This window comes from Streptomyces katrae (assembly GCF_000966975.1).
Taxonomy (GTDB): domain Bacteria; phylum Actinomycetota; class Actinomycetes; order Streptomycetales; family Streptomycetaceae; genus Streptomyces; species Streptomyces katrae.
In genome coordinates, this window is sequence record NZ_JZWV01000947.1 from 1 (window position 1) to 1382 (window position 1382).

Consider the following 1382-nt stretch of genomic DNA (forward strand, 5'->3'; position numbering starts at 1 on the left):
GTGGTGAGGACGGCCTCGACCAGGTCGTCCATGGCGTTGATGTTGTCCCAGGACTCCGCGGCCGGGTCGTCGGCCGCCTCGATCACGCCCAGGTGGATGCCGTTGGAGAAGAAGTCTCGGCCGCCGCCGAGGACGAGGACCGAGGTGGGACGGGAGAGGGCGGTCCGGTAGGCCTCCAGCAGCCGGCGGCAGCGGCCGGTGTCCATGGCTCCGGAAGGGAAGGAGAACGAGAGGAAACCGGCCTGCCCCTCCTCCCGGTAGCCGATGTCGGACCAGGTGCGGCGGCTGGGGCCGGCCTGCGGGGGCACGGGGTGTTCGCGCAGCGGGGGCAGCCGGTCGCCGAGGGCGAGGACGGCGGGGAGGCGGGGGTGCGGCGGCTGCCCGGGGGCGTGGACGGCCCGCAGTTCGGGGATCCACACGGCGCCGTCGGCCGTGGCCCGGCAGAGCGCCCCGGCCCGGGTGGCCAGCAGGTCGCCGGGGCGGCCGCGCAGCCGGTCCTCGGGGTGGCCGCCGTGCAGGTACCAGTGCGCGCCGAGCAGCTCGTCGCGTACGCCGGGCCGGGAGTCGGCGGCGCGCAGCACCCGCAGGACCCGCTCGGTGCCGTCGGTCTCCCAGTCGATGCGGCGGCCCTCCTGGCGCAGGGCGGGGCGGGCCGGGCCGGCGTGCTGGGGCCGCGGGACGTACGTCCCGGAGGCGAAGCGAGCAGCACCGCCTCCAGGGCCGCGTCGGCGATCTCCCCGCGGTAGAGGTCGCTCTTGCCGACGGCGGGGACGGCGCACTCGGCGGTGGCCCAGACGGGGCCGGCGTCCATCTCGGCCTCGGCCTGCAGGACGGTCACCCCCCATCGGGTGCGGCCCTCCTGGACGGCCCAGTCGAGGGAGGACGGGCCGCGGTCCCCGACCGGGCCGGGGTGGACGATCAGACAGGGGTGGGCGGACCAGACCTCTTCGGGGATCGCGGTGCGCAGCATCGGCGCGAGGACGAGGTCGGGCGCGTGGCGGCGTACGGCCTCCGCGAGGGGGCGGTCCGGGAGGGCGAGTTCCACGGCCACGCTGTGGCCGTGGTCGCGCAGCTCGGCGTGGACCCGCTGGGTGAGGCTGTTGAACGCGCTCGCGAGGAGCAGGACGTGCACGTGGTCTCCCGCGGCGCTCGGGGGCCCGGGGCGCACAGGCGCCCGGCCCGATCGGCTGATCGTGACCGGGTCATGACCGGCCGCCTGCGATGGTGGCGCGGAGGCGGGGTGCGGTGGCGCAGGCGGGCGGCGGTGTCACCCGAAAGCGGCCCGCCCGGGGTCCACTCGGCCCCGACCCACCACACCACCGCCCGGCCGGCCCGCGGTGGCCCGGCGGGCGACGTCGTGGCCCGGGGATACCCGACCTCCC

General features: G+C 77.4%; 1 pseudogene. It reads right to left on the reverse strand.

From position 1 onward, the window contains the following. Window positions 1-1132, reverse strand: a pseudogene (locus VR44_RS30190) (formyltransferase family protein); the annotation flags it as partial. Window positions 1133-1382: the final 250 nt, after the last annotated feature.